The organism is Thermus sp. LT1-2-5 (assembly GCF_040363165.1).
In the GTDB taxonomy this organism is placed as follows: domain Bacteria; phylum Deinococcota; class Deinococci; order Deinococcales; family Thermaceae; genus Thermus.
Window position 1 is genome coordinate 12,010 of sequence record NZ_BSRG01000004.1, and the last position, 14,450, is coordinate 26,459.

The following is a 14,450-nucleotide window of genomic DNA, read 5'->3' on the forward strand; positions in this document are numbered from 1 at the left end:
GGGGTGCCTTGCACGAGATGCTTCCCCGTCAGGGGATTGCGACTTTCGCAACTCTTCAAAGAACTTTTCCTTGGGCTTTTCGACGGGGGTTGCACGAGATGCTTCCCCGTCAGGGGATTGATACGGTCTTCTTAGTCAAGCCACCGGTTCCAGCCGACCGGCGTAGTAGGCCCTGAGCCGCCCCATCATCCGCCGCAAAAGCTTGTGGGCCACCGCCAAAAGGGCCTGCTTCTTCCGCTTGCCCCGGGAAAGCAACCGGTGGTAGAAGGCTAGCATCTCCGGGTCATGCCGCACCGCCACCAAAGCCCCCATGTAAAGCCGCTTCCGCAAGAGACTAGGCCCCTTCTTGGAAAGCCGGCTCCGCTCCACCGTCTTCCCCGACTCCTCCCGCTCCGGGATGAGCCCGGCGTAGGAGGCCGCCTCCTTCGCCCGGCCCCAAAGGTGGGGCGGCACTAGGGCCAGCACTGCCGCCGCCACCTGGGGACCTACTCCCGGGAGCGCCAGGAGAACCCCGGACTCGGGGAAGGTTTCCAGAAGGGCCCGGATTCTTTCCTCCACCTCCTCTAGGAGCTCCCGTACCAAGGCCAGCTCCCTCTGGAGGAGGGCCATGACCCCCTGGCTTCCCGCCCACGTGGCGGCCTCCCGTTGGTTCAGGATGGCCCTTTCCCGCCGGGCCAGGTCTTCCTGGTACCCCACCAGGGCCTTGAGCTCTTGGAGGGCCTGGGGGGGAGGGGTGTAGGCCCGGAGTTCCTCCCGGTAAACCTGGGCGTAGCGGGCGAGGAGGAAGGCGTCTTGGCGGTCGGTCTTGTTGCGCTCCGCCATGGCCTTGCGGAAGGCGGCCAGGTGGTAGGGGTTGACCAGGGCTACGTGGAAGCCCCTGGCCACCAGGAGGTTGAGGAGGGGGAGGTGGTAGACGCTGCTGGGTTCCAGGGCCACCCAGGTGGGGCGGTGGTGGGCCAGGGCGGAGAGGAGGGCTTGGCGGCCTTCCTCGGTGTTGGGGAAGCGGAGACGGGTGGGTTTGGCAGAGGGGGAGACCAAGGCCAGGTCCAGGTGGGGTTTGCTGACGTCAATGCCTGCGAAGAGCATGCTTTACCTCCTTTGCTAGACTGAGGGAGGTGGCCACCCGACCCCGTGTGCCGTCCATGTGGATGCGGTCGTGGAAGACCGGGATACGGTGCGGCAGGGAGGCCGGGGCGGGTGGCTACCCATCAATCCCGCGGGCGTGGTGGCCCGGCAACCTGAGCGGTAGAGCCTCCCTCATGGGGGAAGATACATGCGACCTCCACGGAGGCCTTAGCGATGGCCTCGCGGGCCAGCTCCTCCGGTTGCACGAGATGCTTCCCCGTCAGGGGATTGCGACCGCAAAACCACGGGGTCGCCTTCCAGGAGGGAGAGAAGTCGCAAGTTGCACGAGATGCTTCCCCGTCAGGGGATTGCGACTCCCAGCGACCCCCCTTCTCCCAGAGCCTGATTATGACGTTGCACGAGATGCTTCCCCGTCAGGGGATTGCGACAAGGCCACCATTGGGTCCTTTGCGTGCCTCACAAAGGACCGCGCGGGTTGCACGAGATGCTTCCCCGTCAGGGGATTGCGACGGGTGGAAGAAGTGGGTAATGGCGGCCGCTGCCCATAAAGGCAGGGTTGCACGGGATGCTTCCCCGTCAGGGAATTAGCACCGCCCCCTCAGGCCATGCCTCCTGGGCGGGGGCTTTCTGAGCCCGCTTTACCGCCCCGGGGCCTTGGGGTAGGCTCTTCGGGGGAGCCGTGGAGCCTATAGAGGCCGTTTTCTGGCGGAAGGGTTTGCGGGTGGCGGGCTTGGATGAGGCGGGCCGGGGGGCCTGGGCGGGGCCCATCGTGGTGGGGGCCGTGGTCCTGCCCCCGGGCTGCTACCCCTTTCGCGACTCCAAGCTCCTCACCCCCAAGGCTCGAGCCCGCTGGGCGGAGGAGGTGAAGCGCCTGGCCCTGGCCTGGGCCCTGGGGGTGGCGGAGGTGGAGGAGGTGGACCGGCTTGGGGTGCTACAGGCCACCTTTTTAGCGGCGGAGCGGGCGCTTCGGGCCCTTTCCCTGCCCCCCCAAGCCCTGGTCACGGACTACCTGGCCCTTTCCACCCCCCTTCCCCTCCTCGCCCCGCCCAAGGCCGAAGAGAAAAGCCCCTCCGTGGCGGCGGCCAGCATCCTGGCCAAGGTGCATCGGGACGCCCTCATGGAGGCCCTTGACCGCCTTTATCCCGGCTACGGCTTCGCCCGGCACAAGGGCTATGGCACGGAGGAGCACCAAAGGGCGCTTTGGGCCCTCGGGCCTTCCCCCATCCACCGTCGGCGCTTCGCTCCCGTGGCCCAGGCTCCCTTAAGGTTTTCTGAAGGCGAGGGGGAAGGGGAGGGCGTAGCCTAGAGAGAGGAGGTGTCTATGCGCTTCTTGGCCCTGTTGCTTGCGGGGCTCCTTTCGGGGTGTACGGTTACCCTTCAAGGGGTTTCCCTCTCCTACCGTTTGGACTTCGCCCCTGCTATCCGCTATTTCGCGCCGGACCGGGGGCCAGGAGCCACGTACTTTTTAGGGGAAGAAGTGCGGTTTTTCCTCACCCTGGATGCTCCCGGCTGGATTACCCTGGTGGTCCTTGACCCCGATGGCCGCACGTATACTCTGGATAACTTCCACTTATCTTCAGGGACGCACGTGCTGCCTCCCGGGGCCTACCGCTACGTCCTTACGCCCCCCAGGGGCCTTCACCGGGTGCGGGCTGTTTATACCGATCGTTATCCGGGTTCGCTGCGCTTGGAGGGGCTTTACACCGATTGGGATGCCCGCTTGAGGGTATATCTGGAAGCCTCGAGGGCAAGCCGGTACCAGGTGGCTGAAACCCACTTCTACGTGTACTAGTCGTGGCGGTTTCCGAAGCCCTCGCGGGCTAATATCCCTTGCCACTCGGCGTACGCCTCTTGGAGAAGGCTTTCGGGAAGGGGCCTTACTTCAAGCCTGCCTAGGTCTAAGGGGACTACCCAGTGAAGGCTTTCGGAGAGCTTTTTCTTGTCGCGCAGGAGATAGGGTACGAGGGTAGCAAAGGGTACAAGGGGAGTCGGGGGCGGTGCTAGCCAACGGAGGAGCCGAAGCACGAGGGGTGTGAGGTCTCTACCACCCAGGGCCCGGCCCAACAGGGCGGCGAAGAGGAGGCCGTAGGCCACCGCCGCCCCGTGGGAGAGGGTGTGGCGGGTGTGGGCCTCGAGGGCGTGCCCCAGGGTGTGGCCCAGGTTCAAAAGCCTTCTTTCCCCCTTCTCCAGGGGGTCTTTTTCCGTGATGGCCACCTTTACCGCCACTGCCCGGGCCAAATAGTCCTCCAGGCGGGGGCTTTCTGGGGTGAGGCCCTCCACCTGGAGAAGAGCCTCGTCCCCCTGGATGAGCCCGTGCTTGAAGGCCTCTACCAACCCCTCCTTGAAGGTGGCGGGGGGGAGGGTTTTAAGCGCCTTCGTCTCGGCATAGACCCCCAAGGGGAAGTGGAAGGCCCCCACCAGGTTTTTGCCCTCGGGGAGGTTGAGGCCTGTCTTGCCCCCCACGCTGGCGTCCACCACCGCCAAGGTGGTGGTGGGAAAGGCCAGGTAGGGAATCCCCCTCAGGTAGGTGGCGGCCACGAACCCCCCCAGGTCCGTGAGGGTGCCCCCGCCCACCACCAGGAGGGTGGCGTTCCGGGGAAGACCCCGCGCCGCCAGGAAGGAAAGGGCCTTTCCGTAGACCCCAAGCGTCTTTGCCCCTTCCCCCCCTTCCAGGCCCAGGCGGTGGACCACGCCCAGGGCCTCCGCCACCTCCAGGGCGAAGGCCTCCACCTGGCGGTCGTAGAGGAGGGCCAGGGGGCCTTCCACCCGCACCTCGGCCAAGACGCCCTCCCCAATGAGGATGGGGTAGGGCACGGGGTTACGAACGTTTAGCCTCTGCATACGCCCAAAGCTTTGCGACGATTTCCTCCACTACCTCCTCCACCTGCCGATGGTCGGTGGACACGTGCACGTGGGCCTCCTGGTAGATGGGGGTGCGGGCCTCGAGGAGGGCGCGGATGCGCTCCAAAGGGTTTTCCACCTGCAGAAGGGGCCTTTCCCCCGGTTTCCTCGTGGCCCGTTCCAGGATGGTTTCCGGGCTGGCCCAAAGGGCCACCACCGGACCCCGGGCGAGGAGGAGGGACCGGCTTTCCGGGTCCACGAAGGTGCCCCCGCCTAAGGAAAGGACCAGGAAGTCCTTGGCCACCAACTCCCGCACCGCCTCCTTCTCCATGCGGCGGAAGGTTTCCTCGCCCAAATGGCGGAAGATGTCGGGGATGGAAAGGCCGGTGCGCCTTTCGATGTAGCGGTCCAGGTCTATGAAATGAAGCATGAGGGTGCGGGCCAACTCCCGCCCGATGCGGCTTTTCCCCACCCCCATGAAGCCGGTGAGGCTGACGAAGGTGGCGGGGCGGGGGACCTCGAGGCGGGCCATGGACCTATCCTACGCCCCGCTAGTAGCGGAGGGCCCGTTCCCGGTAGCGGTCCACCCGCTCCTGGATCTCCTCCAAGGTGTCTCCGCCAAACTTCTCCAGATAGGCCTGGGCCAAGACGATGGCGGAAAGGGCACATAAGATCACGCTGGCGGCGGGCACCGCGGTGGTGTCCGAGCGCTCGCGGGCGGCGTCTTTGGGCTCGTGGGTTACCACGTCCACCGTGGGCAGGGGGCGCATGAGGGTGGCGATGGGCTTGAGGGCGGCCCGCACCACCAGCTCCTCCCCAGTGGTCATGCCGCCTTCCAGGCCTCCAGCCCGGTTGGTCTTGCGGTAAAAGCCTCGCTCTGGGCTCCAGTAGATGGCGTCGTGCACCTCCGAGCCCCGCTTCATGGCGTTCTCAAAGGCGGGGCCGATCTCCACCCCCTTGACCGCAGGGATGGAGAGGGCCATCTGGGCTAGGCGGCCGTCCAGCTTCCGGTCCCAGTGGACGTGGCTCCCGAGGCCGGGCACCAGGCCCCGGAAGCGGGCCTCGATAACCCCGCCCAGGGTGTCCCCTTCCGCCTTGGCCTGGTCAATGCGGCGGATCACCTCGGCCTCCGCCTCGGGGTCGGTCATGCGCACCGGGCTTTCCTCTATGCGGGGCACAAGTTCCCAGGCGAAGGGAACCTGGCTCCACACCCCCGCCATCCCCGGCACGTACCCCACCCCCTCGACTCCCAGGAGGGAAAGGAGCTTCATGGCCACCGCCCCCACCGCCACCCGCATGGCGGTTTCCCGGGCGCTGGCCCTTTCCAGGACGTCCCTTAGGTCCTTGTGCCCGTACTTGATGCCCCCCGCTAAGTCGGCATGGCCGGGGCGGGCGGCGGTGAGGGCCTTTTTGCGGGGTTCGTGACCGGGGGCGGGGTCCATGATCTCCAGCCAGTTGCGGTGGTCGGCGTTCCGGATGGCCAAGGCCACGGGGGCCCCGGTGGTGCGCCCGGCCCGCACCCCGGCCCGGAACTCGATGCGGTCCGTTTCGATGACCATGCGCCGCCCCCGGCCATAGCCCTTTTGCCGCTTTTCCAGCCAGGGGTTGATGTCCTCCTCCGTGAGGGGTAGCCCGGCGGGAAGCCCTTCGATGATGGCTAAGAGCTCGGGGCCGTGGGACTCGCCTGCCGTGAGGAACCTCATGGGGACATTGTAAAGGGGGCGGGAACTTCCCGCCCCCCTCGGGCCCAGGGCCTTTTAGGGGTTTTGGGCTCCTTCCCGGGCTACGTTGGCGGTGATGACCACTAAAAGCTCCTTCTCGGTAGTTTCGTTGGTGCGTTGCTTGAAGAGCTCCCCGATAAGGGGGATGTCCATGAGGAGGGGCACGCCCTGTTGCGTCTGGTTGGTTTCCTGGGAGGTAAGGCCCCCCAGGACCACGGTCTGCCCGTCCCGCACCCGGAGGGTGGTGGTCACCACCTGCTTGGTGAAGCGGTCCACGTCCCCGTCCACGGGGTTACGCTGGACGTTGCCGGAAACCTCGGCCTTGATGTTCAGGAGAATTTGCCCGTCGGCGGTGATCTGGGGGGTGACTTCCACGATGATGCCCACGTCAAAGGGTACCCGTTCTACTTGATCGTTCACCACACGGCGGATGAAGAAGGTTTCGCCCGACTGCAACCGCGCCGTCTGGTTGTTGAGCACCAGTTGGTTCACGTCTCTCAGGGCCCGGGAAAGCCCTTGGCGTTGCAATGCGTCCAGGGTGGCCATGATGTTCAAGCTGGCGAGGCTACGGGTGCTATCAAAGATCAAAGAGAGACCGGAACTCAGGATGCTGGCCACCACGTTACCACCGGAAATGGTGTTCCACTGGATCCCCAGGCTGCGGCTCAGGTTGGACTGCACCTCCTGGATGCGCACCCTCAGGTTCACCTGGGGCACGGCCTGGTCTAGGCGGGGGATGAGCCCTTCCACCAGGGCCAGGTCCTCCTGGGTCCCGGTGACGATGAGGGTGTTGGTGCGCTCGTCCGCCACCACCGTGGCTGGGCGGCGGGCGGGCTGGGCCTGCCCCTGCCCTTGGGCCTGTTGGGCCTGGAGGGCCTCCTGGAGGACTTTAGCCAGCTCGGCGGCCTTGGCGTTGGAAAGCTGGTAAGCCCGCTGGAAGACCGGGGGGCCCTGTTCGGGGGCCCGGTCGATCTGGGCCAAGAGGTTTTGCACCTCGGCGAGCTGCTTCTCCGTGCCCCGCACGGAGAGGACGGGCTGGCCCGGCACGGTCTGGACCACGATCCCCGGAACCTCCCGGGCCAGGAAGGGGGCTACCTTCTCGGCGTCGGCGAAGCGCAAGGGGTAGAGGCGCCGAACGGTGGCTTCCTGGGCGGGAGCCACCTGGGCGGGCACGTCCGCCGCCTTGAGAAGCTCGGCGAAGAGGGCTTGGTCCGCCTCCGTGGCCTCTAAGAGGAGGGCCTTGGGGTTGCCGGGGATGTTCTCCAGGCGGGCCTGGGGAAGCTCCTTCTCCAAAAGGGGCTTGAGGCGCTCTTGGGCCTCGAGGAAGGTGAGGTTTTGCAGGGTGTAGACCCGGCGCACCTTGGCCGGGGGCTTGGGGACGTCGGCGGCCTTGAGGAGCTCGCCCAAGCGGGCGTGGTCTTCCTCCGTGGCCAGGACGAGGGCCTTTCTGGGGTCCGTGGGCACCACGCTGATTTGGGCCCCCGGCACCTGGCCTTGGAGGAAGGCGAGGAGTTCGGGGAAGGTGGCGTGTTCCAGGGTATAGGTTCGCTCCAGGCGGGGCTTAGGCTGGGCCAGGGCAGGGAGGGGCCGGAAGTCAATCCCTGCCCGTTGCAGGATGTCGGAGAAGCGGGCGTGCTGCTCCGGGGTGGCCAGGACGGAGAGGATGGCCTTAAGGCGGCCGCCTTCCTCCACCACGATCCAGTTCACGTTGAGCCCGGCGGCCTCCCGGGAGAGGAAGGGGAGGAGGTCGTTCTGGACCCAGGTTTTGGCCCCCTCAATGTTGACCACGGTGCGCGCCTGGCCCTGGGCGTCCACCTCGGTTCGCCGATAGGCCACCTCGGGGATACCCACCACGTAGGGCCTCCGCTCCGCCGCCCCGGAGCGGCTTGGGGCGTCCACCAAGGCGGTGATCACCTGGTTGGGGGCCACCACCACCACGTCCGGGGGCAGGAAGAGGTAGTCCAGGTTGAACTGGGCCCCGTAGGTGGCGAAGAGGAGGTCCCAGACCTCGCGGAAGGGCTTCCCCTGGAAGTCTAGCTTCACGTTGGGCAAGGGGGGCTGGGCCTTGGCCGGGTCCCCTGAGGCGTCGTAGGCCCGGTAGATGAGGGGCTGGAGGCCCACGCTCTTGGCCAGGGCTTCCAGGACCACGTCCAAGGGTAGGGTGGCCCCGGCCCGCACCTGGCTTTCCGAAACCTTCAGGTCCACCTTGGCGGCGAAGCGGGGCTCGTCGGGAAGGCTCCCCGCCAGGGCCACGAGGCTTAAGACCAAGGGAACTAAGGTAAATGCCTTCATAAGCGATGTTCTCACTGACCACCTCCCGCTTGTGCCTGCAAAATCGTCATGTCCAGGGTTTCTTCCTTCAAAGCCAAGGTGATGCGGTCGCCTTCTATGCGCCGCACCACCGCCTCGGTTCCGGGGATGGGGCTACCCACGGGCAACACCAAGTAGCCCTCCTTGCTTTCCAAAATGGCCACGCTCACCGGGCCCAAGAGGGTGCCGGATAGCTTTAGGCCCTTCTCCTCCACCAGGGCCTCGAGGGGGGTCTTGGAGGGCGAGGGGGCCTCGGGCGCCGTTGCGGTTTCTTGGGGAGCCTCCTCTTGGGCCAGGGGCGCTTCCAAAAGCGCCGCCGGGGGGGTCACGGCCACGCCCGTTTCCACCGGGGCTGCGGGGACCGCCGCCTTGGGAGCGGGGGTGAGGACCTTGGGGGCGGGAAGGGCCCCTTGGGTGCCAGGAAGGGGCCTGGGGGAGGTGGTTACCCGGGGCGTGGGCAAGGGGGTGCCCTGGCTCACGCGCACCGGGGCTCCCGTGGGCACCGGCTCCGGCCGAAGGATCGGGGTGGGCGTAGGGGAAGGCGCCTGCGGCGGGGCCTCCACCACCAGGGGTACGAAGGGGTTCGGGGGCGGAGCCTCCGGTTTAGCTTGGGGCACGGGCAAAGGAGCGGCCTGGGCCTTGGTGGGAGCCTGGGGGGTGGTGGGGGTCGGGGAAGGGGCGGGGGTGGCGGGTTGGTTCGGCGCAGGCTCGCTCAGGGGAGGGATGGGCGGGGCCTCGAGGGTTTTAGGGGTTTCCTCAACGGGGGCTTGGGGCACCTCCGCCGTTACCGGAATTTGAGCCGGCAGGTAGAACCCCACGTACCACAAACTGATGGCGCTTACCAGGAGCAGGCCTGCAAGGAGAATTTTGGTGGACTGGGGAAGGTTCCGCCAGGCCTGGGCGAGGCGCGCAAGGGCTTCCTTCACCGCTCACCTCCTTGGCCTTGCTGGCCGGAAGGCGTGCTGGCGCTCTCCAGATCCTTGGCCAGCATGTAAAGGGTCAGGGTCAGGCTAGTGTTCAAGAGAGGGTTCAGGTCTTGACCCTGGACGCTCAGGTTGATCCCGGAAAGCGAGCTAAAGCGGGAGAGGCTTTCTAGGCGCCTTAGATAAGCATACGTTTCCGGGAAAGGTGCCTCCAAGGATAGGGCCAGGTTCACCGCCCGCACCTCGGGCACGGGGGCTGAGGTGGGAGAGCGGTTGAAGGACCGCACCGTTACCCCGCTGCGCAGGGCCTCGCCCAGGATCTCGTTCAGCACCTGGGCTAGCCGCTCTTCCCGGGGAAGCGCCCTAAGGAAGGCTTGGCGTTCCGCCTGGAGCTGGGCGATGGCCGCCCTAAGCTCGGGGAGGGCCCGTTGCGCCTGGCGGCCCCGGTCCCGCTCGGGGATGAGGGTTTGGATCTCCTGGCGCACGGCCTCGGTTTCCTGCCGGAGGGGGACGATAAGGGAGAAGTACCAGAGGAGGGCCACCACCAACGTGAGAACGATGGCGATGAGGGCCCACTCCCGTTGCCCCAGCCTAGCGAGCACCTTGCTCACCCCCTACTGCGCCCACCCGGGCGCTAAAGGTGTAAAGCCCTCGGTTCTGGTCCAAGGAAGCCCCCTGGAACTCGATGCCGAAGCGGGGCGAGGTTTCAAAGGCTTGGATGAACCGCACCAAGGCGTTCTGGTTCAGGGCTTCTCCCTGCAGGGTGAACTCCACCCGCACCTTTTTGCCGTCAAAGGCCCCGTTTTGCGCTTGTTGCGCCGCTTCTTCTTCCGTGAGGGCCCGGGTGGCCACGGACCGGAGCGCCACACCGAAGCGCCCCCCTTCCCGGGGGATTTGGTTGATGAAGGCTGCCAGGTACTCGGACCAAGGTATGAAGTTCTTGCGCAGGCTCTCCCGGATGGCGAGCAGGGCCTCGAGGGCCCTTCTCTCCTGTTGCAGGCGGTTTTGTTCCTGGATGAAGGGCCTTAGCGCCTCCACCTCGGCCCTTAGGGCGTCCCGCTCTTCTTTGGCCAGGGAAAGCTCGGTGTAAGCGGTGTAGTGGAGGAAGCCCAGGGTGAGGAGGACCACCAGGGCGAATAAAGCCGCCGCCAGCCGCCACCAGCCGGGCTCCACCCGGCGGCGCAGGTTCTTGGGCAGGAGGTTTAGCCTAATCAAGCGGACTCACCCCCCTTAGGGCCAGGCCCATGGGCACCATGAGCTCGGGCCCCGCTTCCCGTAGCCTTTCCAGGTCAAAGCGCTTGGGGTCCACCTGGATGCTTGCCCAGGGGTCGGGTACCTGGAAGTTGACGCCTAAGGTGTCGGTGAGCAAGGTGGCGAGGCCCCTTAAGCGGCTTCCGCCCCCGTAAAGGTAGCCCATGTCTGGCTGAATATCCCCCAGTTGAACCCTGAAGAACTCAAGGCTGCGGCGGATTTCCTGCGTCAGGTCTACGAGAACGGGCCGGATGGCGTCGTAGATGCGGGCGGGGCTGTACCGCTCCCGTTCGGCGTCAAAGTCCAAGAGGAGCTCCTCGTCCTCGGTGGGGATGGTGGCGAGGCCGTAGGTGCGCTTGACGTCCTCCGCACTTAGGAAGTCCAGACCAAAGCTTTTGGCGATAGCCTCGGTAAAATCTTTTCCAGAGAGGTTTAGAACACGCACGGCTAAAGGACGGTCTCCTCGGGTTAGGACCAGGCTAGTGCTTTCCGCCCCGATCTCTACCGCCACCACGATGCGGTCAGGCTCTTTGTTGAGCTCTTCTTCCAGGGGGTAAAGCCCCGCAAATGGTTTGACATCCAGCACCAAGGGGGTAAGCCCCGCCTCTCGTAAGGCCTCTATGAGGCTGGCCACGGCCTCCTGACGGGCCGCCGCCACCATCACCTCCATCTGTTCCCCTTCCGCCACCTCGGCCAAGGGGTCCAGGGGGGCGAAGTCCAGGATCACCTCGTCTATGGGAAAGGGAATGTAGCGTTCCGCCTCCCAACGCACCGCCTCCTCCATCTCCTTAGGAGGCATTTTAGGTACCTGGAGGGTGCGCAGGATGACGGCGGGGTTAGGTACGGCGCTCACCACGTACCGTTTTTTGGTCCGGGCCTCTGCGAAGAGTTCACGAATCTCCTGGGCTAAGGCCCCAGGTTCCTTGACCACCCCGTCCACCACCGTACCCGGAGGAATGGGGCGGATGGCGTAAGCCCGTAGGGCCGGGGGGTGACCCGAAAGCTCTACTAGCTTAAGGCTAGAAGCCCCTACCTCGAGGCCCAAGGCTTCCACTCGAGGTCTAAATAGCTTGCTCAAACCCGAGAACACGGTGCCTCCTTACTAGGCTACGTTGGGAACCCAAACCAAGGTCATAGGCGAACCTAACCCTACTCTATACCGCTTAGGGCAGTTTAGGGAAGAGGCCCTAAGGGTACATGGTATTAGTTTACCTTGTTTCCACCAAAAAAATATAAATCCCTCCCCTGGATCGGGAAGGGTGTAGGACGCTTTCGTTTAGAGGGTCTTGAGCGCTTCCACCACGGCGCGGGTAAAGGTTTCCGTGGTGGCGTCGCCCCCCAGATCGGGAGTGCGGGGCCCTTTTTCCAGGACGAGGTCCACGGCCTTTTCCACCTTTTTGGCCGTTTCCTTTTCACCTAGATAGTCCAGCATCATGGCGGCAGAGAGGATGGTGGCGGTGGGGTTGGCGATGCCCTTGCCGGCGATGTCGGGGGCAGAGCCGTGGACGGGTTCAAACACCGCCGTGGTGTCCCCGATGTTGGCGGAAGGAGCCAGGCCCAACCCCCCCACGAGCCCGGCGGTGAGGTCGGAGAGGATGTCCCCCAAGAGGTTGGTGGTGACGATGACGTCAAAGCGCTCGGGGCGCATGACAAGCTGCATGGCGCAGTTGTCCACGATGATGTCTTGCACGTTCACCAGGGGGTAGTCCTTGGCCACTTCCTGTACCGTGTCCAGGAAGAGGCCCTGGGTCACGGGCAGGACGTTGGCCTTGTGGGCGATGTGGAGCGTTTTTCGGGGGCGGCTTTCGGCGAGCTTCAAGGCCACGCGCCCGATGCGCTCGCTAGCCTTTTTGGAAATCACGGCGTCGGCGATGGCCACATCCAGGTAGCGCCGTTCCTGCTCCACGTAAAGGCCTTCTGTGTTCTCCCGCACGATGATGAGGTCCACCCCGGGGCGGCTACCAGGGATGGGGCGGCTTTTGGCGGGGCGCACGTTGGCGTAAAGGTCTAGCCGCCGCCTCAAATAGCGAATGGCCCCAAAAAAGCCCGGCACCTTGCGGGTGGGGCTGGTGGCGGCTCCAAAAAGGGTGGCGTGGCAGGAGAGGATCTTTTCTACGGTTTCCTCTGGGACGGAAGTCCCTCTTCGCTCAAAGGTTTCCCAGCCAGCTTCGGCCTCCACGAACTCCAGAGGAAGCCCCGTGGCCTCCAAAACCTTCCTGGCAGCCGGCACCACCTCGTGGCCAATCCCGTCCCCTTCAATCAGACAGATGCGGTACGCCATCTTGCCTCCTGGTCAGGGGTATCCCCCCTCCATATACACTACACCGAACGGCTAAGCCCGCAGGAGAAGGAGGGCCCACACCAGGGCCAGGAAGCCCAGAACCCTTAGGGCCTGGGCCCGGCGGGGGAGGCGGGGGTGGCTTGCCCGTAAGGCGCCCTCCACCACCACCCCGGTGATCCCAGCCAGGATGAAGAGGTCCCCCAGGCTTACCACCTTGCGCAAGGGGGGTAAGGGGATCACGTCGCCCAGGAAGGACAGGCGGGTAGTTTCGTCTAAAAGGGCGTGCACCGCATCGCCCTTGGCCTTGACGATGGGCACGAAATCCCCGAGGCCCGCCCGCTCCAGGGCCTCGGCGCTTACGGGCATGTGCCCTTCGTTGGCGAAGATCACCATGGTGTTCAGGATGAGCCCCACCAGAACCAGGTAAAGGCTTTTCAGGTGGCGGTTTTGGTAAAGGCCATAGCCCACCAGGAAAAGCACCAGCGCCTTGGCCAGGGGGCCAGCCCATGCGGGCTGGAAGACCCCTTGGTAGGTGCCATAGGCGAGCCCGCCCTCCGCTAAAGCCGCCAGGAGGAAGGCCCACGGGGCCTTTAGGTCTATTCCTCCGAGGTCCTTTGGCCGGGCTCCGAGGGCGAGGGCGAGGCCGAGGCCGAAGAGAGCTGCGGCGAGGTAGAGCGTGATACGGATCCCTCCTTTGCTGCGATGTAGGTTGCGCGGTCGCGCCAGACGGGGTTTTGCTCCCAAAGCTGGGTGAAAAGCTGAACGAGCTCGGGGTCAAACTGGCGGCCCGAATTTTCTTGGATTTCCTGTAGGGCTTGCTGAGGAGATAGCGCTTCCCGGTAGGGGCGCCCGGCGGTCATGGCCTCGTAGGCGTCTGCTAGGCCCACGATCCGGGCTTCTTCCGGGATCTTGTGCCCGGCGAGGCCCTTGGGGTAACCCCGCCCGTCCCAGCGCTCGTGGTGGTGCAGGATGACCCGGTAGACCAGGTCGTCGAAGGCCACCTTCCGGGCGGGGGAAAGGAGTTCCACTCCCTTTTGTGGGTGGCTTTGGATGAGGGCGTACTCCGCCTCCGTGAGCTTCCCGGGCTTTAGGAGAACGGCCTCGGGGATGGCGATCTTGCCGATGTCGTGCAGCCTCGCTGCCCGGTAGATGTCTTGGGCCTTGGCCTGGTCCTTATATAAGGCCAGGGCTAGGTCCCGGGAGATGTCCGCCACGCGCTCGGAATGGAAGCGGGTTTCTTTTTCTTTGGCCTCCAAGGCGTTCATCAGGACTTCCAAGGTGGTGTCAAAGGCCTGCTCCAAGCGCACCTTTTCGTCCCAGTAAAAGCGGCTGTAGTAGAGGGGAATGAGGAAGAAAAGAATGGTCCACCCGCCCCAGTTGGCGATAAGCGGGGTTTCATAGGCGCGGGCGAGGAGGAGGGCGAGGGGGGAAAGGAGCATATAGCTAAGCGCAGACCAGCTCATGTTCTTGCGCCAGATTTCCCGTAGGGGTGTTTTTGATTCCAGGTGGATGGCGAATGCGACCAGGGTGGAGTTAACTGTAAAGAGGGTAAGCGATGATAAGGCTATGCCAAATCCTGCGCTAAGGTTCCAATTTCCTAACCACAAGGTGTTTTCCTGGAAAAAGGTCCACACCAAAGCCGCAAGGGCAGTAGCTAGGCCATCTTGGGATCGGTTAAAAAGCTCTTTGTACCAAACGCTGCCGCCCCATTGCGCCAGAAAAGCCGCCAAGGGTGCTACCCACGGAGGGGTGAGCACCACCAGCGCTAGGGCAAAGAGAAAAAGCTGGCTCATCCCTGCGCTAAGAGGAAGACGAACTTCCACCCTAACGCTCCAGAAGACTAATAAACTCCAGAAAACAAGGTCCCAGACGCTTAGGCGAAGAGGTGCGTCTTTATACGCCCAAATAAGGTAGCCTTCAAGCAGAGCAAAAGCGAGGCAACTGGCAGTAATAAACAAAAATATAGGTAGGGGGGGCATTTCCAAACCCTTTTGGGTAAAAGAGCCCTTTTCGCTTGGCTGCGCCACGTCCCAAGCA

The 14,450-nt window shown here is 64.6% G+C and carries 14 protein-coding genes and 1 CRISPR repeat array; of the genes, 2 read left to right on the top strand and 12 right to left on the bottom strand.

Going from position 1 to position 14,450, the window contains the following annotated elements:
* Nucleotides 1-135 precede the first annotated feature (135 nt).
* Entirely contained in the window at nucleotides 136-1,086 is a 951-nt protein-coding gene (locus ABXG85_RS05050; protein WP_353512639.1) for an IS110 family RNA-guided transposase, read from the bottom strand.
* A gap of 238 nt (nucleotides 1,087-1,324) precedes the next feature.
* Nucleotides 1,325-1,677: direct repeats of the CRISPR family, unit length 36 nt; unit sequence GTTGCACGAGATGCTTCCCCGTCAGGGGATTGCGAC.
* Nucleotides 1,678-1,765: 88 nt separating this feature from the next.
* Here ABXG85_RS05050 and ABXG85_RS05055 point away from each other — a divergent pair.
* Nucleotides 1,766-2,392 carry a ribonuclease HII gene (locus ABXG85_RS05055; protein WP_353512640.1) on the top strand — a complete coding sequence of 209 codons (627 nt, stop codon included), beginning with the start codon at nucleotides 1,766-1,768 and terminating at the stop codon, nucleotides 2,390-2,392.
* A 15-nt stretch (nucleotides 2,393-2,407) separates the two neighbouring features.
* Complete coding sequence (locus tag ABXG85_RS05060; RefSeq protein ID WP_353512641.1) at nucleotides 2,408-2,878, top strand: DUF4384 domain-containing protein; 471 nt, start codon at nucleotides 2,408-2,410, stop codon at nucleotides 2,876-2,878.
* Here ABXG85_RS05060 and ABXG85_RS05065 read toward each other — a convergent pair.
* The 11 genes from ABXG85_RS05065 to ABXG85_RS05115 form a co-directional block, all read right to left on the bottom strand.
* A complete protein-coding gene (locus tag ABXG85_RS05065; protein WP_353512642.1) occupies nucleotides 2,875-3,927 on the bottom strand; it encodes a 3-dehydroquinate synthase in 1,053 nt (350 codons plus the stop codon). The genes ABXG85_RS05060 and ABXG85_RS05065 overlap by 4 nt on opposite strands.
* Complete coding sequence (locus ABXG85_RS05070) at nucleotides 3,905-4,459, bottom strand: shikimate kinase (protein WP_353512643.1); 555 nt, start codon at nucleotides 4,457-4,459, stop codon at nucleotides 3,905-3,907. The genes ABXG85_RS05065 and ABXG85_RS05070 overlap by 23 nt, the downstream gene beginning before the upstream one ends.
* A gap of 19 nt (nucleotides 4,460-4,478) precedes the next feature.
* Complete coding sequence (gene aroC, locus ABXG85_RS05075; RefSeq protein WP_353512644.1) at nucleotides 4,479-5,630, bottom strand: chorismate synthase; 1,152 nt, start codon at nucleotides 5,628-5,630, stop codon at nucleotides 4,479-4,481.
* 54 nt (nucleotides 5,631-5,684) lie between these two features.
* Nucleotides 5,685-7,940, bottom strand: a complete 2,256-nt coding sequence (locus tag ABXG85_RS05080; RefSeq protein WP_486401642.1) for a secretin N-terminal domain-containing protein — start codon at nucleotides 7,938-7,940, stop codon at nucleotides 5,685-5,687.
* 11 nt (nucleotides 7,941-7,951) lie between these two features.
* Nucleotides 7,952-8,884: a competence protein gene (locus ABXG85_RS05085; RefSeq protein ID WP_353512646.1), complete on the bottom strand. Its 933-nt coding sequence runs from the start codon at nucleotides 8,882-8,884 to the stop codon at nucleotides 7,952-7,954.
* A complete protein-coding gene (locus ABXG85_RS05090; RefSeq protein ID WP_353512849.1) occupies nucleotides 8,881-9,483 on the bottom strand; it encodes a type IV pilus inner membrane component PilO in 603 nt (200 codons plus the stop codon). Before ABXG85_RS05090 ends, ABXG85_RS05085 begins: the two co-directional genes overlap by 4 nt.
* A complete protein-coding gene (locus ABXG85_RS05095; protein ID WP_353512647.1) occupies nucleotides 9,473-10,096 on the bottom strand; it encodes a flagellar protein FliT in 624 nt (207 codons plus the stop codon). Before ABXG85_RS05095 ends, ABXG85_RS05090 begins: the two co-directional genes overlap by 11 nt.
* Nucleotides 10,089-11,222 (bottom strand): type IV pilus assembly protein PilM, encoded by a 1,134-nt coding sequence (gene pilM / locus ABXG85_RS05100; RefSeq protein ID WP_353512648.1) that lies wholly within the window; start codon nucleotides 11,220-11,222, stop codon nucleotides 10,089-10,091. The genes ABXG85_RS05095 and pilM overlap by 8 nt, the downstream gene beginning before the upstream one ends.
* A gap of 186 nt (nucleotides 11,223-11,408) precedes the next feature.
* Nucleotides 11,409-12,413, bottom strand: coding sequence for a homoisocitrate dehydrogenase (locus tag ABXG85_RS05105; RefSeq protein WP_353512649.1), 1,005 nt, complete (start codon nucleotides 12,411-12,413; stop codon nucleotides 11,409-11,411).
* Nucleotides 12,414-12,464: 51 nt separating this feature from the next.
* Nucleotides 12,465-12,983: a DUF5317 domain-containing protein gene (locus ABXG85_RS05110; RefSeq protein ID WP_353512850.1), complete on the bottom strand. Its 519-nt coding sequence runs from the start codon at nucleotides 12,981-12,983 to the stop codon at nucleotides 12,465-12,467.
* Nucleotides 12,984-13,009: 26 nt separating this feature from the next.
* Nucleotides 13,010-14,392 (bottom strand): HD domain-containing phosphohydrolase, encoded by a 1,383-nt coding sequence (locus ABXG85_RS05115; RefSeq protein ID WP_353512650.1) that lies wholly within the window; start codon nucleotides 14,390-14,392, stop codon nucleotides 13,010-13,012.
* Between the last annotated feature and the right edge of the window lie 58 nt (nucleotides 14,393-14,450).